Raw genomic sequence first — 23272 nt, 5'->3', positions numbered from 1 at the left:
GGAACGAAAGAATCAAGGGGGAATCGTTGATGAGTCAGACAAGAGAGCACGGGGCCGCGTTTTTTGTTGCTCCACAAAGTCCTGAACAAATCTTTACGCCAGAGGATTTCACGGATGAACATCGCATGATTGCAAAAACAACTTTTGATTTTGTAAACGGGGATATCCTACCTGTCGCAGATCAGTTGGAACATCAGGATTGGGATCTCACTGTAAAATTATTGCACAAAGCAGGCGATTTAGGTTTGCTAGCAGTCGATGTGCCTGAAGCATATGAAGGATTAGGTCTGGATAAAGTCACTTCTTCGTTGATTACTGAATATATGACGCGTGGTGGTTCATTTGCACTCTCCTATGGGGCACATGTCGGAATTGGATCATTGCCAATCGTATATTTCGGAAATGAAGATCAGAAGCGGAGGTATTTGCCTGATCTAGCCACAGGGCGTAAATTTGCAGCCTATGCATTAACTGAACCAGGATCAGGATCAGATGCGCTCGGTGCGCGGACGACTGCAAAATTATCGGAAGATGGGAAGTACTACATTTTAAACGGCACAAAGCAGTTTATTACTAACTCTGCTTTTGCAGACCTCTTTATCGTCTATGCGAAGATTGATGGAGAGCAGTTTTCTGCTTTTATTGTGGAGCGAAATTTCAAAGGGGTATCAACGGGGCCAGAAGAGAAAAAGATGGGGATTAAAGCATCTTCTACTCGTCCGCTCATCTTAGAAGATGTGCATGTTCCAGTAGAAAATTTGCTTGGAGAAGCTGGAAAAGGTCATGTCATCGCTTTTAACATTTTGAACATTGGACGTTATAAACTAGCAGTTGGCTGTGTTGGAGGCATCAAAGCAGCTCTTGAAACAGCTGTAAAGTATGCAAAAACAAGGGAGCAATTTAAGCGTCCAATTGCCTCATTTCCTCTTATTCAAGGAAAGATTGCTGATATGGCGATGCGCGGGTATATTGCAGAGAGTATTGCGTATCGGACGACTGGCGCAATTGATCATGCACTGTCAGAAGTTGACCTTTCAGGTGAAGATGCAGGGCGCAAGGCAGCCAAGGCTATTGAAGAATTTGCGATTGAGTGCTCCATCAATAAGGTCTTTGCTTCTGAAGCCTTAGATTTCACGGTAGATGAGGGGTTACAAATTCACGGGGGGGCAGGATTTATCCAAGAGTATGCGATTGAACGGATGTACCGTGACTCGCGGATTAATCGAATTTTTGAAGGAACGAATGAGATTAATCGACTGTTGATCCCTGGCACGCTTATGAAAAAGGCGCTAAAAGGAGAAGTAGCACTTTTGCAAGCAGCGCAGGGGTTACAAGAAGAACTGCTCGGCATCTTGGAGCCTGCTGATGAATCAGAACTGCTTGGAATCGAGCGTCATGCAGTGGAAATGACACGTAAAATTTTCCTCTTTGTCGGAGGGCTTGCTGTTCAAACGTATGGACAAAAGCTTGAACGAGAACAGGAGATTTTAGCTAATTTAGCAGACCTTGCAATGGCACTGTACGCTATGGAAACGGCTTTGTTGCGGGCTTTAAAAACACAGGCGAACGAGGGGAGCAATGCGCAGTTGCAAGGGGACTATGTGCGCTTATTTGTCGCAGAGACCTTCCCTGAGGTAGAGCGTATTGCGAAAGATACCTTAGCTGCGATGCAAGATGGGGATACGTTAAGAACTTCTCTGGCTGTTCTTCGAAAATTGACGAGAATTGCACCAGCAAACACGGTCGAACTCAAGCGCCGTATCGCTGCGCGTATCATTGAAGCAGAGGGATATTTAGCATAGAATTCATTTTTCAGTAGAAGTACTGTGTGTATTTGCTTGGCAAACCTCAGGATTGTTCTTGCGCAGTATGCGATGATCCTGAGGTTTGCTGTATTTTGGCGTTGTTCAGCTATACTTGCATCTTGCAATGTTAGAGCGAGTGTTTAGCTGATTCGAGCATCGGCTGCCAGATATAGCGATCAAGCGTGATTACCCACACATCAAGTATGTCACTTTGGTTTCCTTGTGTGCCGAGCGAGAGACTAGAAATCGCTTTTCCCAATTCTTGATTTGTCGTCATAGACGAGTACTGTGATGAGTTAGCAAGCAACTCTCTTGTAGCAAGCGGCATCGATGTGGGATTCCCGACAGAGGGTGCAGCTGTTACAACCGCGGTCATGCGGGCAGAGGAACTGACCTCTAAGTTTTGCGGCGCCAAATTTGCGCTTGTGCTCATTGCTGTTACTGTATCTTGCGCAAGAGAAGAGCTAGCGGGAGCCACTGAATTGTTATTATTTGAGGCTAATGACCCAAAATTGTTGGCTGCTGATGCCTCAGTCCCTTGTGTGGCCAGACTGTTTAAGGGTTGACTGTTGTTCACAGGGCTCGTTAGACTTGCAGCAAATACGGGCAAACCATCCTGATAAGCCACATCTGCTGGTGGAATTAAGTAGACGACGACATTAGGTTTAACGCCAAAATTCATTGCTGTTTGCTGGCTATTGAAAAATACATCGATGCGATTGCCAACGATTGCCCCTCCCGTATCATCAGCGATCCGCAGTCCCACACCTGGAATAAATACTGCTGTACCATACGGGATGACAGATGGATCTACAGCGATCGAGAGCCCTTGTCGAGCCACTTGACCGGTCGCCGTAATCCCGTATCCTGGATCCCCGGGGACTTTCCCTGTTGATTGATATCCATCTGTATAGGCCGTGAGTGTGCAAACCATCGCTTGTGATCCGATCGGCAAATTTTGTTCTATGGTTGGGACCACTAAATGCTCACCGCTATAGATCAGATCAGGATTTGGCAATCGATTTAGCATCTCAAGAACAGTTGGTGTCGTGTTAAATGCGGCTGCAATCGAATCAAGCGTATTCCCTGGCTGTACGACGTAGATGCTTGTCATATCAGGTGGTGTCAGTGGGCTTGCAGCGATTGCCTTTCCCACAAACAACACACCACTTAATAAACTGAATAATATCAGACGTTTCAATACGAGATCACTCTCCCTAGTGAATATACTAGTATTTTGAACCAGTTTTTAACTTACTAAACATGCGATCTATAAAATGGTCCTTTATAAGGAAATGAAGAAATACTCTAGCGACAGATTTCATGGTATGATATGATATTTTTGACTGAGCGCTCGCTCGGTAAAGGGATAGAGGAGAATGAACGCAGAGCGGGGGGACAGGGTATGGCTAATATGCGCAATATTGCTACACCAGTGAAAGACCCTGATCTCGTGCGCATGCGCCGCGATCAGATCGTTCAAGCGGCCACGAAGCTGTTTGCTGAGAAAGGGTTTCATGGGACGACTACACGGGAAATTGCGCGAGAAAGCGGTCTTGGGACGGGTACATTGTATGAGTATGTAAGTTCTAAGGAAGATATTTTGTACTTAGTCTGCGATATGATTCATTCTCAGGTAGAGGAAAAACTGCATTCTGTTCCAGTGACAGGATCGCGTGCAGACGAAGTGTTACCTGTTGTATTGGCAGGTTTTTTCCGTGTTATGGACGAACTGCAAGAGCTGGTTTTACTGATTTATCAAGAAACCAAATCCTTGCCTCCTGAATATATGCACTATGTCCTGCGCCGCGAGGAAGAGATAAGCAGTTATTTTGCAAAAATATTACGCACAGGGATTGAAGATGGTTCTTTTTCGATTTCGCCAGAGGTGGTTTCCTTAATGGCGCATAATATTACTGTACTGGGACAAATGTGGGCGTTTCGCAGATGGTCACTGCATCGCAACTACAGTTTGGAAGCGTTTACGGAAACGCAAACTTCTCTCTTTATGCGAGAACTTTGTGCGGATGCGAACGCTGGCTTTCTAGGGAGAACACAGATTCACGAGAATGTGCAGTAAGTACGAGGAAGTAAAATAAGGAGCGATTCGAGTTGGAAACAGAAGTCTATCGACCGCAGCATCGAGTTCGATTTGTAACAGCATCAAGTCTTTTTGACGGCCATGATGCTTCTATTAACATTATGCGTCGCTTACTGCAAGCATGTGGTGTAGAGGTCATCCATTTAGGGCACAATCGTTCCGTTCGTGAGATCGTGGAGACGGCAATTGAAGAGGATGTTCAGGGAATTGCCGTAAGTTCCTACCAAGGCGGCCATGTCGAATACTTCAAATATATGGTGGACATGTTGAAGGAGCAAGGTTCGTCGCATATCCGTGTGTTTGGCGGAGGCGGTGGAGTGATTGTACCGCGTGAAATTGAAGAATTGCACAACTATGGAGTGGCTCGCATCTATTCCCCTGACGATGGGAGAAAACTCGGACTCGTCGGGATGATTAATGACATGGTACGCCTCTCTGATTTTCCGACGCCAAAGGAGAGAGCGAAGAGATGGATCGAATCATCTGCGCCGCTTGATGGTCAAGATCGGAAAATGGTCGCAGAATTGATCAGCCTGTTAGAAGAACGGGTGGAAACTGGACAGTCAGTGGCAGATCTGATGCTGCGCTTGACAGAGGCGATAGGTAGTAATCAGAAAGGTCAATTGGATCATAAAACGGTTGTTGTAGGAATCACGGGGACAGGGGGAGCTGGGAAAAGTTCTCTCACAGATGAGCTTGTCCGCCGCTTTATTCGCGATTTTCCAGACAAGAGAATTGGCATCTTGTCTATTGATCCTTCGAAACAAAAAACAGGTGGCGCATTGCTTGGTGACCGCATTCGAATGAATGCGATCTATCAGCCTCAGGTATACATGCGATCGATGGCTACACGGTCGTCGCGTTCTGAGCTTTCACTTGCGATCGAAGAAGCAATCGCTGTACTGCGCGCTGCTGCTTATGATCTTGTTTTAGTCGAAACAAGTGGCATTGGGCAGGGGGATGCTGCAATTTCAAACATTGCAGATGTCAGTCTTTATGTGATGACGAGTGATTTTGGCGCTCCTTCACAATTGGAAAAAATCGATATGCTTGATTATGCGGATCTTGTTGCGATTAACAAGTTTGATCGCAAAGGCTCACTAGATGCACTGGCTCATGTGCGTAAACAATTGCAACGGAATTTCGGGAGATTTTCTGAGCCGTTAGAGAATATGCCTGTGTATGGAACAATGGCAAGTCAATTTAATGATTACGGTACTAATGCACTATATCGTGCCTTGATCTCCACGATCGATCAAAAATACAGGAAAGATTGGAGTAAAGGGCTTGGGGAAGAAGCGATATCTCCTGAACGTGCGGTGATTATTCCCGGAGATCGTGCTCATTATTTGTTGGATGTGGTTCAAACAGTCCGCGGATACCGGGCAAAAGTAGAGGAACAGGTGGCTTTGGCCAGTAAGTGGTATCAGATTGAGGGGACATTAGCTGAATTGAAGCAGCGCAAAGTATCCGAAACAGTGCTTGATGCAGTTTTAGAAGCGCGGGATGATGTAAAAAAAATGCTCCGGCCTGAAAATATTCAGCTTATCGAGACGTTTCCGGAATTGGTACAACGCTATCGTCAACCGGAGTTTATTACAAAAGTGCGCGATCGCGAGTTGCGTTCTCCTTTATTTGTAAAGTCTTTAGCTGGTTTACAAATTCCCAAAGTGGCAGTTCCACGTTTGCGGGACTATGGCGATATTCTAAAATACTTGCTTCTTGAGAATGTTCCTGGGGAGTTCCCTTATACGGCTGGTGTATTCCCGTTAAAACGCACGGAAGAGGAACCAAAACGGCAATTTGCAGGGGAAGGAACACCTGAGCGAACCAATCGGCGATTTCATTTTTTGTCTAAAGATGATAAGGCGAAACGTTTGTCAACTGCTTTTGACAGCGTGACTTTATATGGTGAAGATCCGGATTATCGACCGGATATCTATGGGAAAATCGGTGAAAGTGGGGTTTCTGTATGTACTTTGGAGGATATGGAGCAACTCTATGATGGGTTTGATCTCGCAGATCCAAGTACTTCCGTTTCAATGACGATTAATGGTCCAGCCCCCATTATATTGGCGATGTATTTGAATACAGCAATTAACCAACAGTTAAAAAAATATGCAGCGAAGAAAGGTGCTCCGTTAACAGATGCTGAGGAAGCAGAAGTCAAGGAACAAACGTTACGGGCAGTGCGAGGAACAGTCCAGGCAGACATTTTAAAAGAAGATCAGGGGCAAAATACCTGCATTTTTTCAACTGAATTTGCGTTGCGCATGATGGGGGATATTCAACAGTACTTTATCGATCACGGGGTGCGCAATTACTATTCGGTTTCGATTAGTGGGTATCACATTGCTGAAGCTGGAGCGAATCCTATTTCACAATTGGCGTTTACCTTGTCAAATGCATTCACCTATGTGGAGTATTATTTGAGTCGCGGAATGAAAATTGATGATTTCGCTCCAAATTTATCTTTCTTCTTTAGCAATGGCATGGACCCAGAGTATACGGTGATGGGGCGTGTAGCCCGTAGAATTTGGTCGGTGGCAATGAAGTTTTTATACAAGGGAAACGACAGAAGTCAAAAGTTGAAGTATCATATTCAAACGTCGGGCCGATCTTTGCATGCGCAAGAAATAGATTTCAATGACATTCGCACAACGCTGCAAGCTCTTTTGGCTATTTATGACAACTGCAATTCGCTTCATACGAATGCCTATGATGAGGCGATAACAACGCCTACAGAACACTCTGTGCGGCGAGCCATGGCGATTCAAATGATCATTAACCGGGAATTTGGATTGACAAAAAATGAAAATCCGATTCAGGGCGCTTATATTATCGAGGAACTGACAGATTTGGTGGAACAGGCGGTCTTAGATGAATTTATGCGCATTCATGAGCGCGGAGGCGTGCTTGGAGCTATGGAGACGCAGTATCAACGCGGAAAAATTCAAGAGGAATCACTCTACTATGAAACATTAAAACACTCTGGTGAACTTCCGATCATCGGTGTAAATACATTTATTGATCCAGAGACTTTAAAAGATGACTATCAGGCGCCAGAAATTGAGTTAGCGCGCGCGACGCGTGCAGAAAAAGAGCAGCAAATTCAATCCTTGCACGCTTTTCAAGAACGCCATCGGGAAGAGGCGAAGGCAGCACTTGAGCGCTTAAAGCAAGTCGCTGTCGAACGGGGCAATATTTTTGCTGAGTTAATGGAAACGGTTAAAGTTGCGAGTTTAGGTCAAATTACTGCGGCACTCTATGAAGTAGGGGGACAATATCGCCGCAATATGTAGTTCACGAGTCTGCGTGTGATACAATACGAAGGGAAATGACTCATTTCAAGGGGGAATTCGCTTCGTATGCATCTCATGCAGACTCTGATTTTTGCATTGGTTCAGGGAATTACTGAGTTATTCCCGATCAGCAGTGTGGGGCATGGTGTGCTTTTGCCCTATTTATTTCATTGGCCAAACATACAATCTAGTCCCGCGTTTTTACCGTTTATCGTCATGCTGCACGTTGGAACAGCCGTCGCATTGCTGATTTTTTTCTTTCAAGACTGGCTTGTTTTTTTGCGTGCACTCTTTGCATCTGGGAGTGAAGGAAAACAAAGGAGTACACGCAGTGCGCGCAAAGAATTTTTATTGTTAATCGTTGCAACTTTGCCTGCGGTGATTATTGGTGGACTTGGGGCTAAGAAGTTTGCAGTCTTGTTTGCCACACCACGCGTAGCTATGGTGTTTTTATTTGTAAACGGGTTGATTTTAATCTATGCGGATCGTTTATTGCGCCGCAAAGGAACAAAGACAGCAAGTCAATTGACATTTGGACAAGCTATTGTCATTGGAATTTTGCAGTCATTCGCATTGATCCCTGGGTTTTCAAGGTCAGCCATGACGATGGTTGGAGGACTCCTTTACGGGCTTCGTTATGAGGCGGCAGCTCGCTTTAGTTTTCTTTTGGCGACACCGATTATCCTTGGTGCTGCAGTTAAAGAGTTGCCAAAGCTTCACCATGCAGCCCATGGAATGTTGCAAATGGCGCTTATTGGAGGTGTCGTTGCCGGGATTGCGGCTTATTTGAGCACGTGGTTTCTCATGCGTTATTTTAAAACACATGAGGTAAAGGCATTGCGGCCGTTTGGGATTTATTGTATAATTGTCGGTCTTGGCACATTGCTATACAGTTTTATTGCCTGATTGCTTGATATTTGCTCATCCCCTTTGTCTAAGATGGATAAAATCCGTACAGCTACACACATTGATGATATGGATTGTCATGCGGGCGCCTGGCAACAGGAGCGCCCGTATGTTGTCAGGGGGGATGACATGCGGGCTATAGGGAAAGTCGCAAAGCTGTCGCAGCAGGGGTGGTGGCTACTTGTAGTTGCCACTTTATTTATGACTGGGATTGCGCTCTCGGGAACGTTTATCAATGTGTATATATGGAAGATGGATCGGACGTATGAGGCGATCACCTGGTTTAATTTATTTACTTTTTTTTGTATCCCTTTAGCGTTTGTGGGGGGCGGATATCTGGCTTCTAAGATCGGTGAAGCGTGGGTCATGCGCAGCGGCGTTACTGTATTGGTTATTTTTTTTGCCGTTTTATTAGCGCTCGGACCCTCTAGTGTGCATTATGTGAAATGGCTAGGTATATGTTTTGGAATTGGGCAAGGGTTTTATTGGTTTTCATTTCATGTATTCTCATTTGATTTTACGAATCCAGACAATCGAGCAAAGTTTACCGGACTAAGTGGTTTATTTGCATCACTCGCAAGTATGACCGGTCCCTATGTCGCGGGATATCTCATTGTGCGAGTGCGACAAGTTTCTGGATATCATGCGGTGTTTGCTCTTTCATTCACGATTTTTGCTTTATTATTCATCGCGACGTTTCGCCTTCCGAAAAAAGAGCTGCCCCATCGTCCACAGCTCTCCTTGGCCCTTCGTTTGAACCAAGACTCGGATTGGCGTAGATTATTGATCGGTTCTGTTGTTTTTGGTCTACGAGAAGGGCTATTTTCCTTTCTAGTTGCCTTGCTCGTGTTTGATGTATCCAAAAGTGAAGAAGGACTTGGGTTATATGGATTATATACGGGATTTTTATCGCTCATCGCCTTTCTCTTAGCTGCTTTTATTGGAAAGCGCGAGGGGCTGAGAAAGTTTGGCATGGGATTGGCGGCTTTTTTGCTTGGGATCATCCCATTTTTATTTATGCAGTCTGTTTCAGCGCGGTCCCTTTTTCTCTTTGGAACAACAACAAGTTTTGTTCTTCCTTTTTTTCTTGTGCCTTTTGGAACGATGGTGATGAATGAAATTGATGAGTCGATTCGTTCAGCGCGATATCGTGCAGAACACCTTGCTGTTCGTGAAATCGCTCTGGGGATTGGACGAGTCGTGGGGATAGGGGGATTTCTAGCGTTTGTCGTATACAGTCAAAATGTAAACTGGATCCCTTATCTCATGATGGCACTTGGTTTTGCTCAGTTTTTGGTATTTTTAATTACTTATCGGGTAACTTATACAGATCGCAAGGCCAGTGATCAATCTGTAATTGAAGTGGTCAAAGAGAAACGTGAAGGGCGATCTTTGCAACGAATGAAGTAGAGGTGTTTTGACGAGGCTCTTAGGGTAGGCATGTCCAAAAAGTCCCACGTAACAGATGGAATGAACCCGATCCTCTGCACATCATGGGGCTCTTTGGACAGTGCATAGATCATAAGCAACTTACTTTTTGAAGAAAGCGCGGTTCTTTTCGATAAAGGATTTTTCTTCTTCCGGAACAAAATCTTCCTGGAAAATGGCGGCCACTGGGCATACGGCTTCACAAGCCCCGCAGTCAATACAAGTATCTGGATCGATATAGTACTGGTCTTCGCCTTCGTGGATCGCGTCAACAGGGCATGTTTCTACACAGTCGGCCGCTTTTTCATCAATGCAAGGCGATGTGATGACAAAGGTCATTTGAACCCACTCCTCTTTAAATTCCTTTCTGCCCTATCATATAATACGCGCGGAAAGGATTTCAACTGTGTTTCCACACAAAACCCGTAGGATGGACAAACTGTTTTTGTTCGAAGTTGAATTGTGAACATTGTGTCTCAAAAAAACTAGTTGCTCTCATAAATTAGGCAAGAGTTCATGGCAAATGGTTGACAAAGTAGCTATACTTGCTATCATGAGGATATGAAGTTATATAGCACCGTACTTTGTGAAATATTCTACAATCTTTCTTGGTGTTTGTGAAATAATGGACATACTTTTAGGGAGCGGGAGATCTTATGGGCAATCGGATTGTGATTTTGGGCGCGGGGTACGCAGGGTTAGTTTGTGCGTTACAAACCCGCAAATATTTAACGGCTTCGGAAGCAAGTATTACATTGGTTAATAAACATAATTATCATCAACTCATCACGCTTTTACATGAAACAGCAGTTGGGGCAAGAAGCGATCGTTCCTTGCGAATTCCGCTAGATAAAGTATTAGCGGATAAGGATGTACAAATTCAAAAAGGAACGGTTGTAAAAATCGATCCGAGTGCTAAACAAGTTGCTTTGGAAGATGGGCAAACGATCTCATATGATCTTTTGGTTGTAGCACTAGGAAGTGAAACTGAGTATTTTGGTATTCCTGGATTAAAGGAACACGCTTATACACTCAAGTCTTTGAATCAGGCGCGCTTATTGCGTGCACATGTGGAATCTTGTTTTGCCCGTTATCCGCTTGAACGTAGACGGGAGTTGCTGCGCTTCGTAGTCGGAGGTGCTGGTTTTAGTGGGATTGAACTTGTTGGTGAATTTGCTGATGCGCTGCCTCGTCTTGCAAGTGAAGCAGGAGTGCCGCTGGAATATGTAGAGTTGTACAATGTCGAAGCAGCACCTGGAATTCTTCCGGGTTTTGATGCAGATCTTGTGAAGACTGCCGAGGAGAGTTTAAAAGCACGTGGTGTGCGTTTTCTGACAGGCGTTCCAATCACACAAGTAGAACCTGGAATTGTCCACTTGAAAACGGGCGACACGATTGAAGCAGAGACCATTGTTTGGACAGGTGGTGTCCGTGGAAATCAAATCGTCGTTGACGCGGGATTTGAAACCGATGCGCGTGGTCGAGCAAAAGTGAATGCGTATCTGGAGTCAGTGAATTATGAGGGAGTGTACATTCTTGGAGATTGTGCATTGATCCTCAATGAACAAGGGCGTCCCTATCCACCGACGGCTCAGCTTGCTTGGCAGATGGGGGCAGCTTGTGCAAAATACCTCTACCATGATGTGCGTGGCGGAGTTAAAGAGGAATTTCGCCCAAATATTGCAGGAGCGATTGCTTCGCTTGGTCGCAAAGACGCGATTGGGAAAATTGGTCGTTCTTTCAAAGCAACTGGGAAGATGGCCTACTTATTTAAAGATGCAAGTCAATATCGCTATTTGAGTAAAATTGGGGCAGTTTTTGCCAATCGGTAATCATTATTTCTGAAAATTACTTGCGATTTTTGACGTAAGGGTCTAGACTAGTAGCAATGGATTGTTTTTGTTTGGCACCTTAGAGACGCTAGCAGTAGGAATTGCATGTGACATACCGAACTGAAGGGATGGGTGTCCGTGTTTCAATGTCCGATCTGTGGTGAGCTGATGGAGGCCCTCACAAATTACCATTGTATGAGTCGCCATCACATGTCGCGCAAGGAACTTGTCGATCAACACGGGATGCCGCGGTATGTGTCGCCTGCAATGAAGAGAGAGGTTCAGCAGTGGATTCGCTCTTCACAAGTGATTACCAGATTAGATTATGAGGTGGCACAGGCAGCGGCGCGCAGCCAGATACGAAAAGGTTAAGAATCGGATGTGGCCAGCCCTCGGGGTTCCGGGGGCTTTTGGTATGCTTTGCAGTGAGATACGTATACTATCGGATATCTGTGATTTGTAATGTTGGGATTGGGGGAGTAGATGTCGGTGGATGCTGCGTGGATTAATGACCGGGTAGGGAATCAAGTGCATCTGCACATTTTGCCTACGGAAAAATATAAGATGGTATCTGTACTCGCCCAGTTTGAGTGTGCACTAGAGCGTGCTCGCGCAACGAAGATTGCTTTACTTCCGCAGATGTTAATGCGTGGAACGGTGCGCTATCCAGAGCCTACAGCTTTAATTCGCGCATTTGATGAATTGTATGGAGCGGCAATTGGGGCGCGGGTTAATAAGCATGGAGATCGCCAGACAGTGGAATTTACGATGCAAGTTCCACATGAAGGATTTTTACCAGAAGCAGAGGGGTTGTTTGCTTCTGCCATGCAGTTGTTTGCTGAAGTGATCTTTGCTCCCAAAACAGAAGAGGGTGGATTCCAAAAATCAGACTTTGCGGCTGAAATCACATTACAGCGGCAACGTATCGAGAATTTAGTGAACGACAAAATCGCTTATGCTGGAGAACGCTGTATACAAGAAATGTGTAAAGGAGAACCGTATGGAGTTGCGCGGTTAGGATATGTTGAGGATCTGGTGAACTTGACGCCAAAGGAGCTTTACACAGAGTATCAGCAGTTGATCCATTCGTCTGCTCTACATATCTACATGGTGGGGCCAATTGATGCCGCTTATGCGCAGGAAACGTGTCAGCGTGAATTTTCGCGTTTTTTGCATGCTGATTTTACAGAGCAGAACATTGGAGCGAACATTTTGGTCGGTGCAACTCGTCATAAGAGGGATATGCATGAACGCTTGATTGTCGAACAAATGGATGTCAATCAAGGGAAATTAAATTTGGGATTGCGTTCGACGACTTCTTACGCTGAAGATGATTATCCAGCGCTTGTTGTCTATAATGGGATTCTCGGAGGGTTTCCCCATTCGAAACTGTTTGTAAACGTTCGCGAAAAGGCAAGTCTTGCCTATTATGCATCGAGTCGCTTAGAGGGATTAAAGGGGTTACTCTTTATTCAATCTGGGATTCAGATCAGTCATTTCGAGCGTACAAAGGCGATCATTGAGCAACAAATTGAGGATTTGAATAATGGGCTGATCAGTGATGAAGAACTTGTCTATACAAAAAAGGGGCTTGTCAATCAATACTTGCAGTCCGATGATCAACCTTTTACTGGAGCAGTTTTGCAAATGTACAGTCGATTCACAGGTCGTGAACGATCTGTGAGTGAGTTGATTGAAGCGGTGCAAAAAGTAACCAAAGAAGATGTAATTCGAGTTGCGCGCGGCGTCACGATTGACACGATCTATTTTTTGCGGGACAAGGAGGCGTCGCAGGATGAAAAAACAGCAGTATCAGCGGCTAAATGAAACTATATATGAAGAGACACTCGACAATGGTCTTCAAGTGTTTGTGCTTCCGAAAAAAGGGTTTCGTCAAACGTATGTGAATTTCACAACGCGCTACGGTTCTATTGATAGTGAATTTATTGTTCCAAGACGTCAAGAGCGTATAAAAGTTCCAGATGGGATTGCTCATTTTCTTGAACACAAGATGTTTGAAGAAGAACACGGAGACGTGTTTATGGAATTTGCTAAAACAGGAGCCTCAGCGAATGCGTTCACGACATTTGATACGACTACGTACTTATTTTCGAGCACCGTAGAAGTCGAACGCAATTTAGAAATTCTGCTTAACTTTGTACAAAATCCATATTTTACAGATGAAAATGTCGAGAAAGAAAAAGGAATTATCGGTCAAGAAATTAAGATGTATGAAGATAACCCGAATTGGCGGGTGTATTTTGGCCTTTTGCAGGGGTTATACGGTGATTATCCAGTTGCCATTGACATCGCAGGAACGATAGACTCGATTGCAAAGATCACCAAAGAGACGTTGTATGATTGTTATTATACGTTTTATCATCCATCCAACATGGCATTGTTTGTCGTTGGTGATGTTGATCCAGCGCGAATTTTGCATCTGGTGCAAGCGAATCAGTCGGCAAAAGGTTATGAAGCACAGGCTCCGATTGAGCGCTTTTATCCAGAATTACCAAAGCAAATTGCACGCAAACGAACCGAATCTACACTTGACATCAGTCAGCCGCGCGTCTTATTTGGTTTTCGTGAGCAACATATCGAACCAAAGCCAACCGCGCGTCAAAAACGCGAGGCGGCAATGGAGGTGTGGATGGATTGTCTTTTTGGTCGCAGTTCTCAGCACTATCAGAAATTAATTGACGACGGACTGACTGATCAAGGATTTGGCTCTGAGTACGAACTAACACACCTTTATGGACACTCGATTTTTGGTGGCAATTCAAAGCGACCAGAAGAACTCATTTTACGAGTGCAAAACTTATTATTGGAGTACGCAGACAAAGGGATTGACGAAGCGGATTTCCTTCGTTCGAAAAAAAAGGCGATCGGTCGCTTCATGGCATTACTTGATTCACCACAAGGAATTGCAAATGTTTATGTCTCACAAAAATTGCGTGGTCTTGATGTGCTCACTTCGTTGGATGTATTGCAAAATCTTGATCTTCACGATGTGAATCAAACATTGCGCGAACATGTGGTGGACAATACAATGGCAATTTCCCTCATTTCACCAGAAAAAGGAAAATAAAACTGGAGGTTTTTCGTGATTCAGATAGAAATTTTAAAGCAAGATAGTGGTAAGAAATTGCACCGTTATGTGCGGCAGATACTTCCTGGCCTGCCGCTTAGCGGTGTTTATAAGATGATTCGCGTAGGGCGCATCAAGGTAAATGGAAAGAAAGGGAAAAATGATATTGTGCTCGTTGCTGGTGATCAGTTGACGATTTATATGGCTGAAGAAGAATACCGTGAGCTAGCGAGAGCGAAACCAAAGTTTCAAGGAGTGCACACAAACCTTGATGTGATCTATGAAGATGAGCATTTACTTGTTGTAAATAAACCTGTGGATTTGCTCACACATCCAGATCATAGTGAACATAAGAATACATTGATTAATCGTGCACTTGCTTATTTATACCGCAAGGGAGAGATCAGTGATGGTCGCTCTTTTTTACCGGCTGCAGTGAATCGGTTAGATCGTAATACGTCTGGTGTTGTCATGATTGGTAAAGATAGTGACACGTTACGTCTACTCACACAATCCATTCGCGAGCATCGTGTTCAAAAACAGTATCTAGCGATCGTCTGGGGAAGACTGATCGGAGAAGGAGAAATCGACGCACCTCTTACTCGCGATCAGCGTAAAAACAAAACATTTTTAGGTGATCAGCAGTCAGAGTTAGCGAAAGGGGCTCTGACACGTTACCGTGCATTAGGAACGGCTGCTGGATTTACACTCGTTGAAATAGACTTGATTAGTGGGCGGACACATCAAATTCGCGCACATCTGAAAGCCATTGGTCACCCACTTTTAGGGGATGCAAAGTACGGCGGGAAAACGGCGTTTGGCGTGGAACATCATTTACTCCACGCCTATATCGTCCGACTTGCAGATGGGAGAAAATTCGTCGCTCGACCTTCTGAAGTTTTTTTAAACGTGCTTTCCTCCACGGGTTTACATCGTTTTATAAAGGAATAAGAAAAAATCTTTATGGTTGATCTAATAAATCGCGCACGATGATACTCGCTAGCATGAGCCCTGCAACTGGAGGGACAAAAGCCAGACTCGCTGGCGGATTGGCTGCTTTACTTGTAAGGGTGCGCCCTTCTCCCACGTCAGTAGGTACCAGTGTTTGTTTGATGGCTTCGTGTGTTACGCTAGGTGTTTCAAATGAACAAACCACCTTTAGACCTTGTGTAATACCGACTTTACGCAATTCGCGCCGCATCACGCGCGCAATTGGGTCCACAGAAGTTTCGCTAATATCGACAATGCGAAACTGTGTAGGGTCAAGTTTGTTGGCAGCACCCATACTAGATGCAATCGGAATATGGAGTGACCTGCAAAGTTGAACAAGATGGATTTTGGCACTTAAGGTATCCATGGCATCGGCTACATAATCAATGGGCTGCGAAAAAATGTCATCTTCAGTATCTTTTAAAAAAAACATGCGCTTTGGAATTACTTCACAATCTGGGTTAATGTCATTGATGCGCTTTGCCATGACATCTACCTTTGCTTCACCGATAGTACTTGTCAAAGCGGGAATTTGACGGTTAATATTTGTGATGTCGATCACATCTTTATCAATGAGAACTAAGCGACCGATACCTGAGCGAGCAAGCGCTTCTGCAGTATATGAACCGACTCCACCAAGTCCAAAGACGGCGACAGTAGCTTGACGGAGCCTGGCAAGGCCCTTTGTGCCAATTAATAGTTCTGTGCGTGCAAAACGATGTACCAAAGTCAGTCTCTCCTTCAAAAGGGCAGTGATTTGTCGCTTTATTGTACTATACCCATTTGCAAAGATCACAAATGTGGGCGCACAAGGGACAGCGATCTTGAAATTTTGAGTAACGAGGTGAATGAATGTCGAAGAATATATTTGATGTTCGCGGCAAGCATGTGCTGATCACGGGTGCGTCACGTGGAATTGGCTTTGCGCTAGCGCAAGGATTTGCAGAGGCTGGTGCAAAGGTCATTTTAGCTGCCCGTAAACAGGAAGACTTAGAGCAAGCTGCGAGGCAAATTGAAGTTGCGACGGGACAAGTAGCCTTTACACAGCAGGTAGATGTGCGGGATCTAGTTTCGATTGCTGCGTGTGTTGAAGGCGTCATTGAAGCGTATGGTCGCATTGATATACTCATTAACAATGCCGGATTAAATGTACGTGTTCCAGCGCTTTCTGTAACAGAACAAGACTGGGATACGGTACTTGATACGGATCTGAAGGGCGCCTTTTTTATGGCGCAAAATGTAGGGCGTAGCATGGTCGCAAATGGTGGTGGGAGCATCGTCAATATTTCGTCGATTGGTGGACAAGTCGCATTGCGGACAGGCGTAGCTTATGCTGCTGCAAAGGCTGGTGTCCTTCATATGACACGTGTACTTGCTGTGGAGTGGGCAGCAAAAGGTGTTCGTGTAAATGCGATTGGACCTTGGTATTTCCGCACGCCACTTACAGAAAAATTACTTGATAATCCAGATTATCTTCGTGACATCTTGGTTAGAACGCCCATGGGACGTGTCGGGGAGCTTCATGAATTGCTTGGCCCTGTTCTTTTCTTGGCCTCTGATGCGGCGAGTTATGTGACAGGACAAGCTTTGTTTGTCGATGGCGGAATGGGCGTCTACGGATTTTGAGGCGATGCGCGTGATAAAAAAATGGAAATCGCGATTAGCTTTATGGGTGGGGCAGATTACGCTTTATGTTCTGAGGTTGATAGGGCGACGAGGAACGAGTTTACCTGGATTCCTTGCTTATCGTTTGAGTCCGGATCTGTTATTTAACTTGCTCACGCAACTGGATACTTGCGTATTTGTGACGGGGACGAATGGTAAAACAACGACCAGTGCATTGCTTTATAGTATTTTATCTGACGAAAAGAATCTGTGGCTGACAAATAAAGATGGCGCAAATCTAATGCAGGGATTGCTTGCTGCCTTTTTGCCGCATGTCACCGCAACAGGCAGACTCGGTCTGCGTAAAGCTATTTTAGAAGTGGATGAAGCGACGCTTCCGCGTATTACAGAACGTTTTCATCCGACGATGGTTGTCGTTACAAATGTAGTACGTGATCAATTAGATCGCTATGGGGAAGTGGATCAAGCACTTGCAATGTTACGACAAGGAATTTCTTATCCAGGAATTCAGCTGATTACGAATGCCGATGACCCGCTCGCTGCATCCCTTGGCATTGAACGAGAACTCACATCCTTTTATGGCATGGATGAGGTTTTGCAGGATACGCAAACTCGTAATGAAGTAAGGGATGGGGCGTTTTGCTTAATGTGCGGACAAGAGATTGAGTATTCACATACAATATATGGGCAATTTGGACATTACCATTGCCCAAATGGCGATTTTACTCGCCCAACTCCTGATTACGGTGGGATTTTGCGCGCAAATGATGCTTCTCTTATTGTGAGATGGCGCAAACGCAATACAGAAGTTGAGCAGTTTGCTGTTCCATCTCCGGTTATAGGTCTCTATAACTACTATAATTTACTTGCAGCTGTCGCCACTGCTTGTACACTCGGCATTTCTACGCGAAAAATCGTCGAGGCTGTGACAGTTTATGAGGCACCTTTAGGCAGGATGCAGGTTTATGCGGGTACTCCTGAACGCATTCTAGCGCTCATTAAAAATCCAGCAGGTGCAAATAGTGTGTTACGTACGATTGAAACTGACAGTCGAGCAAAGGCGGTTTGTTTTGCAATCAATGATGCGGACGCTGATGGACGTGATGTGTCTTGGCTTTGGGATATTGATTTGGAGAGTTTTCTAGCAACGGCTGTATGCGATCGTTATTTTTGTGCTGGACATCGCGCGCTTGATATGGCACTACGCCTTCTTTATGCTGGGGTGCAACGTAAGCAGATTGAGATCCTTGATGCACTGTCAGATGTGGTAAAAGCAACTGAATCTTTGGATGTGCCTGTCTATGTCTTGTCAACATATACCGCCTTATACCCACTTGGGACTTATTTGCGGGAGGCGAGTCGATGAGTGAGGTGAAGATTCGCCTTGGACATCTATTTCCTGAACTGTTGAATTTATATGCAGATCAAGGAAATATAGCAGTGTTAAAACGGCGTGCGGCACTACGCAATATTTTGTTAGAAGTTACCCCAATTAAACTCGGGAATGAATTGAAGGTAGAAGATTTTGATCTTTTGCTTCTTGGTGGTGGATCTGATCGGGAACAAGCAATCGTGGGAAAAGAATTGGCTCCCTATCGAGAAGACTTGCAGGCGGCGATTGAAGCGAATATGCCTATTTTGGCAATTTGCGGAGGATATCAATTGCTCGGGAAATTTTATGAGTTAGCGAATGGAGAGCGAATTCCAGGATTGCGCCTAGTAGATATGGAAACAAAACCGGGACATGGAAGGTTAATCGGGAATATTGCGATCGAATGGATGGCGCAAAATGAATCCTCAAAAGAGTTAACGATTGTCGGGTTTGAAAACCACGGCGGGCGTACTTATCACGATTATCCAGCCCTTGGAAAGGTGTTAAAAGGACATGGCAATAATGGGCGCGATCACTTAGAAGGCCTCCAATATAAATCTCTGATTGGTACGTATATTCACGGTCCGCTTTTGCCGAAAAATCCCCACCTTGCAGATGCTATTTTACGATATGCATTGAATTATCGCGGGCATTTTTCTCTGCTTGAGGCGCTTGACGATCAGTTGGAGTGGGACGCACACCATGCAGTGTTGCAAGAATTGCTGGGAAATAAAAAGTATGCACGGGTACGGCAGCGCCTGTGTTGAAATGAGGTGTTTATCGTGTTTCACCCAATACAGACAACAGAATCAGGTGATGCGTTTTATCGCCATCTGCTTGAGCAAGTAAAGCATTTATTGGAGGGAGAGCGAGACGCAATAGCGAATATGGCAAACGTCTCCTCGTTACTATTCATGATGATGGAAGACGTGAATTGGGTTGGGTTTTATCTTTGGAAAGATGGTCAGCTGGTACTTGGACCTTTCCAAGGGAAACCTGCTTGTGTTCGCATTGCGCAAGGGAAAGGAGTCTGTGGAACAGCTTTTTCTCAGCAGTGTACATTGGTTGTTCCCGATGTGTACAAATTTCCGGGGCACATTTTTTGCGACGGCGATTCGCGCTCGGAAATTGTCATTCCACTGTCCACTCACCAACCAATTGGTGTTTTAGATATTGATAGTCCGATTGTTGATCGGTTTACAGAGGTCGATCGCAAGGGATTGGAAGCAATCGTACAATGGCTCATTGCAGCGACAGATTTTTGATGGAAAAAATAAAACCGGGACTCCTTTGTGTCTCGGTTTTATTTTTTGTTAGAGCTATCTTGCGTGCTTCATGTCTTCGTAATAAAGTAAACCCTTCGCATCTAGTTCGAGATCAATCCCCAATTCCTTGACGTTGAATTCTTCAGAATGCCCCATATCGATGAGTAGAGATTGAATTTCTGCTTCTAAACCGACTTGTAACTCTTCCCATGTGATTCCTCTGTGGTATAGTCGATCTGCCATTCTTGCAAAGCGCTTGGCACCTTCAAGTGTATCGCGCAGTGCTTCTTGTGCAGGGGAAGGGCCGAAATGCGTGTGAAAGACAGTCTTCGCATCTAGTGTACGCAGTTTATTTACAGTCATTTCGACGGCAATTGGGTCAAAATCAGACGGACTGGTAGATGGTAAGATGAATTCAAATGGCCACCCAGTGAATCGATGAACATAACGAATGCCTAATGCATCACCAGAAAAAATGGCGCGTAAAACTGGATCATAGAGACTAAAGTGGTGTTTAGCATGTCCTGGAGTATCGTAAAAAGTGACGATGCGATCACCAAAATCAAGTGTCTCCCCATCTTCACGAATCAGCACTTGATCTTTTGGAACAGGAAGAATTTCACCAAAAAATTGTTCTAATTGTTCTCCGTACACTGCTCTGGCGCCTGCAATGAGCTTAGTTGGATCAATGAGATGACGGGCTGCGCGTGGATGCACGACAAATGTCGCGTTCTTGGAAACCTGTGCCAATGATCCAGCGCCTCCAGCATGATCGAGGTGAATATGCGTAAGAACAACATAGTCTAGCTCGTTTGTTTGGATTCCTAATTCATCGAGTGCGCGTAAAATATACGGGTGAGAAAGTGCAGAGCCAGTCTCAATCAAAACTTTTTTTACCCCATGATATACATAAGCTGCAGATCGTCCGGGTTGCCCCTGTTCAAATAAGTCAAACATGTACAAGTTTTCGGCGAGTTTTGTGGTATATCCCATCTGTGTGCGGAACTGAACTCCTGTCGAGTTCCACATGCCTCCTCTCACTGATCTGTCAAGATCTGTTGCTGTGTTTACATCATTGGCGAACGTCTAGAGACTGTGCGGAGGGTACTGCTGTTGAACGTTTTTTGCGGCGATGCGGCCGCCGTTCCTTGCCTCCAAAGGTGGCTGTTTGAACAATCCCCTGCGCTTTTTTTGTCGCAGAATTTGTCTCGGGAATGGTATAGCGAGACAAGGAGAGTAAAATCCCAGCGGCGCATAATTTCATGATCAACGCGGTGCCGCCATAACTAATAAAAGGGAGAGGGATCCCAGTGATTGGCATCAATCCTGTCACAACACCGACATTGATGAGAACGCCTAAACCTATCATACTGGAGAGTCCCGCTGCAAGCAATGAAGCAAACCGATTGGCAAGATGTTGGCTGATCATGATTCCGCGCCAAATGACGATTGCAAATAGGCCAAGCACAAAAGCGGCACCAACGAAACCTAATTCTTCAACGATTATGGCGAAGATGAAATCCTCATGGGGAATTGGCAAATATAAAAAAGGCTCAATTCCCCGGCCGATTCCTTGGCCGAATAATCCTCCGTGATAAATGGCAATTAGCGATTGCTGAAGTTGGTATCCCCCTTTGTTTGTATACGCGGGGTTCCAAGGATTAAGGAAGATCTTTATGCGGATATTGCGATAAGATTCAAGCCAAGCGAACGCAACAATAATAGGAAGTAAGATTCCTCCGATTGTGAAAATGTGTACCTTGCGAATGCCTGCAACGAACATAACGATGAGTCCAGACAAAAGTAATAGCATACCTGTCCCCATGTCGGGCTCTAAAAGGATCAGGAGAAATTGAATTCCTAAAATTGTGAGTGGAGGCATGACGTCGCGGGTAAAGCTGTTTATTTTTTCCCCTTTTTTATCAAATATGTATGCAAGATAGATCAAGACGCCAACAAGTGCAATCTCGCTCGGTTGGAAGTGCAAGAAAGGAGGTCCGATCCAGCGTCTAACCCCTGCTGCCTTATGTCCGATTCCTGGAATAAGTACGATAAAAAGTGACATGAGTATCCCGAGGGTGATCCACTTCGCATGGCGATGAATGACCGTATATGGGATATTCATAAACACGAACATCACGACAATACCGATCAGTGCATAGATCAACTGCCGTTTAAAATAATAGCCTGGGGAAGCATTGGTCACTTGAATGGCCCAGACCATGCTAGCGCTATATACCATGACGACACCGAATGTAACAAGGCACAAGATGGAGAAAAGCAAGAGGAAATCTGGTCTATGTCTACGCATCACAACAACCTCCGTAGACACTAATTCGCCTTCTCCCCCTAAACATCCTGCCTATTCATAGATCGTTTTGGGCAATTATTCATCGCGTTGCTTGGAAAGTTCAATCCACCTCCTTTCTGCTGTGCAGATTCGGACAAGAAGTTAATGAAATGTCATTGTGATGAATACGATACATGGTAACAGGTCGTTATACTGAGAATGTGACAATATGGATCTGGTCCGTTACAGTGAATGTATCGTTTACCACCCACTCATGGCGCCAAGACCAAGAGCAGTGATGCCGATGATCGCGGCGATAGGCAACGCCACCATTGCCGCTGGATAAAAGACAAGCTCTGCTTGGCTTACTGGGAGCTCGTTTAGTGGTGCGATAGATGGTGATTCGCACTTTATTGCATTGGCGACCTGAACGCCATGCAAGTGTACGTGTGTGTCTGTAATACCGTGTAAATAGCCGTGAAAAGTGCCCATGGTGGTGTGAACTAACACAGGTTGCCCGATGTAATGGTGCCAGTGATGTCGAGGAATCATCATAAAGTGTCGCCTCCTTACTCATACGGTATGTGAAGTTAAACATGAGGGTAGGGGCTTTTGCGGAATTCACAAGATTGATTTCATGAGGGGTGAGGAGCATCTCTGGGGCGGAGTTGTTGGCGCTGATTCATCATTATGGATATATTGGGTTAACGGCAATTTTGATTTTGGGAATCGTAGGTCTCCCTTTGCCAGATGAGACGATTTTGACTGCAGTCGGTTACTTTGTATATAAAGGCAGCTTGTCTTATTTTCCTGCGTTATTTTTTGGGATCTTAGGTGCGTCGTTAGGGATTACTTTGAGTTATGCACTTGGAGTGTTTATCGGACGACCGTTGTTGTTGCGGTATGGACGCTATCTCCACATTACAGAAAAATCACTGGACCGCGTAGAGCGATATTTTAAAAAATATGGCGCAGTTACACTGTTTGCAGGTTTTTTTGTGCCAGGAGTTCGCCATGTGACAGCGATTGTGGCAGGGCTAGGCGGAATGTCCTACGGGCGATTTGCATTTCCGGCGTACATGGGTGTTTGTGTCTGGGTGACAGTCTTTATAACACTTGGAAGATTTGCAGGTCCAAAGATCGCTGGATTTACAGGTATGCTATCGGTGACAGAGGCGGCATGGATCCTAGCGGGGTTAACAATTGCCAGTTTTTTAGCGCTTGTTGCAGTAAAATCCTTGGGAAATCGCCAGTAAACGCAACATTG

The 23272-nt window shown here is 45.0% G+C and carries 21 protein-coding genes; 15 read left to right on the top strand and 6 right to left on the bottom strand.

Annotated elements, in window-relative coordinates:
* Positions 1-29: 29 nt before the first annotated feature.
* On the top strand, positions 30-1802 hold the full coding sequence (locus BM613_RS02480) for an acyl-CoA dehydrogenase family protein (protein WP_109429554.1): 1773 nt from the start codon (positions 30-32) through the stop codon (positions 1800-1802).
* A gap of 130 nt (positions 1803-1932) precedes the next feature.
* On the opposite strand, the gene BM613_RS02475 is transcribed toward BM613_RS02480, so the two are convergent.
* Positions 1933-3006, bottom strand: coding sequence for a 3D domain-containing protein (locus BM613_RS02475; protein WP_109429553.1), 1074 nt, complete (start codon positions 3004-3006; stop codon positions 1933-1935).
* A 204-nt stretch (positions 3007-3210) separates the two neighbouring features.
* Between BM613_RS02475 and BM613_RS02470 the strand changes: the two genes are divergently transcribed.
* From BM613_RS02470 to BM613_RS02455, 4 genes are all read left to right on the top strand, one after another.
* On the top strand, positions 3211-3885 hold the full coding sequence (locus BM613_RS02470) for a TetR/AcrR family transcriptional regulator (protein ID WP_109429552.1): 675 nt from the start codon (positions 3211-3213) through the stop codon (positions 3883-3885).
* Between the two features lie 32 nt (positions 3886-3917).
* Complete coding sequence (gene icmF, locus BM613_RS02465; protein WP_109429551.1) at positions 3918-7208, top strand: fused isobutyryl-CoA mutase/GTPase IcmF; 3291 nt, start codon at positions 3918-3920, stop codon at positions 7206-7208.
* Between the two features lie 75 nt (positions 7209-7283).
* Complete coding sequence (locus BM613_RS02460; RefSeq protein WP_245926202.1) at positions 7284-8114, top strand: undecaprenyl-diphosphate phosphatase; 831 nt, start codon at positions 7284-7286, stop codon at positions 8112-8114.
* Positions 8115-8147: 33 nt separating this feature from the next.
* Positions 8148-9524, top strand: coding sequence for an MFS transporter (locus BM613_RS02455; protein ID WP_109429549.1), 1377 nt, complete (start codon positions 8148-8150; stop codon positions 9522-9524).
* Positions 9525-9644: 120 nt separating this feature from the next.
* Here the strand turns inward: BM613_RS02455 and BM613_RS02450 are convergent, their stop codons facing one another.
* Entirely contained in the window at positions 9645-9881 is a 237-nt protein-coding gene (locus BM613_RS02450) for a ferredoxin family protein (RefSeq protein WP_109429548.1), read from the bottom strand.
* 317 nt (positions 9882-10198) lie between these two features.
* Between BM613_RS02450 and BM613_RS02445 the strand changes: the two genes are divergently transcribed.
* The 5 genes from BM613_RS02445 to BM613_RS02430 all read left to right on the top strand — a co-directional run bounded on the left by BM613_RS02445 (position 10199) and on the right by BM613_RS02430 (position 15413).
* Entirely contained in the window at positions 10199-11374 is a 1176-nt protein-coding gene (locus BM613_RS02445) for an NAD(P)/FAD-dependent oxidoreductase (protein ID WP_109429547.1), read from the top strand.
* A gap of 210 nt (positions 11375-11584) precedes the next feature.
* A complete protein-coding gene (locus tag BM613_RS14960; RefSeq protein ID WP_181362840.1) occupies positions 11585-11746 on the top strand; it encodes a hypothetical protein in 162 nt (53 codons plus the stop codon).
* Positions 11747-11863: 117 nt separating this feature from the next.
* On the top strand, positions 11864-13201 hold the full coding sequence (gene yfmF / locus BM613_RS02440) for an EF-P 5-aminopentanol modification-associated protein YfmF (RefSeq protein ID WP_181362839.1): 1338 nt from the start codon (positions 11864-11866) through the stop codon (positions 13199-13201).
* Positions 13170-14462, top strand: a complete 1293-nt coding sequence (gene yfmH / locus BM613_RS02435; RefSeq protein ID WP_109429545.1) for an EF-P 5-aminopentanol modification-associated protein YfmH — start codon at positions 13170-13172, stop codon at positions 14460-14462. Before yfmF ends, yfmH begins: the two co-directional genes overlap by 32 nt.
* Before the next feature lie 15 nt (positions 14463-14477).
* Entirely contained in the window at positions 14478-15413 is a 936-nt protein-coding gene (locus tag BM613_RS02430) for an RluA family pseudouridine synthase (RefSeq protein ID WP_109429544.1), read from the top strand.
* 10 nt (positions 15414-15423) lie between these two features.
* Here BM613_RS02430 and BM613_RS02425 read toward each other — a convergent pair whose 3' ends face one another.
* A complete protein-coding gene (locus BM613_RS02425; RefSeq protein ID WP_109429543.1) occupies positions 15424-16179 on the bottom strand; it encodes a tRNA threonylcarbamoyladenosine dehydratase in 756 nt (251 codons plus the stop codon).
* 125 nt (positions 16180-16304) lie between these two features.
* Here BM613_RS02425 and BM613_RS02420 point away from each other — a divergent pair, with 125 nt between their 5' ends.
* Genes BM613_RS02420 through BM613_RS02405 form a run of 4 tightly spaced genes read left to right on the top strand, consistent with a single transcriptional unit; the run spans position 16305 to position 19715 of the window.
* Positions 16305-17078 carry an SDR family NAD(P)-dependent oxidoreductase gene (locus tag BM613_RS02420; RefSeq protein WP_109429542.1) on the top strand — a complete coding sequence of 258 codons (774 nt, stop codon included), beginning with the start codon at positions 16305-16307 and terminating at the stop codon, positions 17076-17078.
* Positions 17050-18444 carry a Mur ligase family protein gene (locus tag BM613_RS02415; protein WP_181362838.1) on the top strand — a complete coding sequence of 465 codons (1395 nt, stop codon included), beginning with the start codon at positions 17050-17052 and terminating at the stop codon, positions 18442-18444. Before BM613_RS02420 ends, BM613_RS02415 begins: the two co-directional genes overlap by 29 nt.
* Positions 18441-19217: a type 1 glutamine amidotransferase gene (locus BM613_RS02410; RefSeq protein WP_219930613.1), complete on the top strand. Its 777-nt coding sequence runs from the start codon at positions 18441-18443 to the stop codon at positions 19215-19217. Before BM613_RS02415 ends, BM613_RS02410 begins: the two co-directional genes overlap by 4 nt.
* A 15-nt stretch (positions 19218-19232) precedes the next feature.
* Positions 19233-19715, top strand: coding sequence for a GAF domain-containing protein (locus tag BM613_RS02405; protein ID WP_109429540.1), 483 nt, complete (start codon positions 19233-19235; stop codon positions 19713-19715).
* A gap of 54 nt (positions 19716-19769) precedes the next feature.
* Here BM613_RS02405 and BM613_RS02400 read toward each other — a convergent pair whose 3' ends face one another.
* From BM613_RS02400 to BM613_RS02390, 3 genes are all read right to left on the bottom strand, one after another.
* Positions 19770-20744, bottom strand: coding sequence for an MBL fold metallo-hydrolase (locus tag BM613_RS02400; RefSeq protein WP_245926201.1), 975 nt, complete (start codon positions 20742-20744; stop codon positions 19770-19772).
* Positions 20745-20787: 43 nt separating this feature from the next.
* A complete protein-coding gene (gene ftsW / locus BM613_RS02395) occupies positions 20788-22026 on the bottom strand; it encodes a putative lipid II flippase FtsW (RefSeq protein WP_146192749.1) in 1239 nt (412 codons plus the stop codon).
* Positions 22027-22266: 240 nt separating this feature from the next.
* The gene (locus tag BM613_RS02390) at positions 22267-22560 is read right to left on the bottom strand and encodes a hypothetical protein (RefSeq protein ID WP_109429538.1); all 294 of its coding nucleotides are present in this window, start codon (positions 22558-22560) and stop codon (positions 22267-22269) included.
* A gap of 89 nt (positions 22561-22649) precedes the next feature.
* On the opposite strand from BM613_RS02390, the gene BM613_RS02385 reads away from it, so the two are divergent.
* Positions 22650-23261 (top strand): DedA family protein, encoded by a 612-nt coding sequence (locus BM613_RS02385; protein ID WP_109429537.1) that lies wholly within the window; start codon positions 22650-22652, stop codon positions 23259-23261.
* Positions 23262-23272 lie beyond the last annotated feature (11 nt).

The organism is Sulfoacidibacillus thermotolerans (assembly GCF_003144315.1).
GTDB classification, from domain to species: domain Bacteria; phylum Bacillota; class Bacilli; order Alicyclobacillales; family SLC66; genus Sulfoacidibacillus; species Sulfoacidibacillus thermotolerans.
This window is presented reverse-complemented; position numbering and strand designations above follow the sequence as displayed.

Excerpts from the sequence above, each read along its gene's own strand:
- BM613_RS02390 (WP_109429538.1), bottom strand. The coding sequence starts at position 22,560 with ATGATGATTCCTCGACATCACTGGCACCATTACATCGGGCAACCTGTG.
- BM613_RS02455 (WP_109429549.1), top strand. The coding sequence starts at position 8,148 with ATGGATAAAATCCGTACAGCTACACACATTGATGATATGGATTGTCAT.
- BM613_RS02460 (WP_245926202.1), top strand. The coding sequence starts at position 7,284 with ATGCAGACTCTGATTTTTGCATTGGTTCAGGGAATTACTGAGTTATTC.
- BM613_RS02450 (WP_109429548.1), bottom strand. The coding sequence starts at position 9,881 with ATGACCTTTGTCATCACATCGCCTTGCATTGATGAAAAAGCGGCCGAC.
- BM613_RS02415 (WP_181362838.1), top strand. The coding sequence starts at position 17,050 with ATGGCGGAATGGGCGTCTACGGATTTTGAGGCGATGCGCGTGATAAAA.
- yfmH (WP_109429545.1), top strand. The coding sequence starts at position 13,170 with ATGAAAAAACAGCAGTATCAGCGGCTAAATGAAACTATATATGAAGAG.
- BM613_RS02480 (WP_109429554.1), top strand. The coding sequence starts at position 30 with ATGAGTCAGACAAGAGAGCACGGGGCCGCGTTTTTTGTTGCTCCACAA.
- BM613_RS02410 (WP_219930613.1), top strand. The coding sequence starts at position 18,441 with ATGAGTGAGGTGAAGATTCGCCTTGGACATCTATTTCCTGAACTGTTG.
- BM613_RS02420 (WP_109429542.1), top strand. The coding sequence starts at position 16,305 with ATGTCGAAGAATATATTTGATGTTCGCGGCAAGCATGTGCTGATCACG.
- ftsW (WP_146192749.1), bottom strand. The coding sequence starts at position 22,026 with ATGCGTAGACATAGACCAGATTTCCTCTTGCTTTTCTCCATCTTGTGC.
- BM613_RS02470 (WP_109429552.1), top strand. The coding sequence starts at position 3,211 with ATGGCTAATATGCGCAATATTGCTACACCAGTGAAAGACCCTGATCTC.
- BM613_RS02400 (WP_245926201.1), bottom strand. The coding sequence starts at position 20,744 with ATGTGGAACTCGACAGGAGTTCAGTTCCGCACACAGATGGGATATACC.
- BM613_RS14960 (WP_181362840.1), top strand. The coding sequence starts at position 11,585 with ATGTCGCGCAAGGAACTTGTCGATCAACACGGGATGCCGCGGTATGTG.
- BM613_RS02445 (WP_109429547.1), top strand. The coding sequence starts at position 10,199 with ATGGGCAATCGGATTGTGATTTTGGGCGCGGGGTACGCAGGGTTAGTT.